Annotated in this window: 1 protein-coding gene; it reads left to right on the forward strand. The window is 34.5% G+C overall.

Translation table 11 applies throughout. From position 1 onward, the window contains the following. Positions 1-501: hypothetical protein (locus ACP5P5_RS13775; protein ID WP_428286691.1), on the forward strand; the 501-nt coding region annotated here is incomplete at both ends.

Here is a 501-nt window from a genome sequence, read left to right on the forward strand (position 1 = left end):
GAAGAAAACTTAGGCGTAGGATTTGGAACAAATGATGCTATAGATTGGTTTTTTTCCCAAGAGGAAGAAGGTATAATTTTTGAAGATGACTGCTTGCCATCTTTATCTTTCTTTAAATTCTGTGAAGAACTTTTAAAATTATACAGAAACAATAAGAAAATAGGAGTTATCCAAGGGTTTAATCCTTTTCCCGAAGAAGACTATCCGTATAGCTACTTCTTTTCAAAATATGATTTAAAGTGGGGATGGGCTACTTGGCGTGACCGCTGGCAATATCAGGATATGTATATGAGGGATTGGAATGAAATGAAAAAAAGCGATTTCTTAGATAAAATATCTGGTGGAGACAGATTAGTAAAGTATTATTGGAATGCTGTATTTGAATTAGCTTATCGTGAACAATGGATGTGGGATACTCACTTTACGTATCAGATGCTTAAGAGAGGAATGGTAGCTGTGGTCCCAAAGAAAAATATGATTTTGAATATAGGTTATGGAGAG

Source organism: Hydrotalea sp., assembly GCF_049968455.1.
Lineage (GTDB): Bacteria > Bacteroidota > Bacteroidia > Chitinophagales > Chitinophagaceae > Hydrotalea.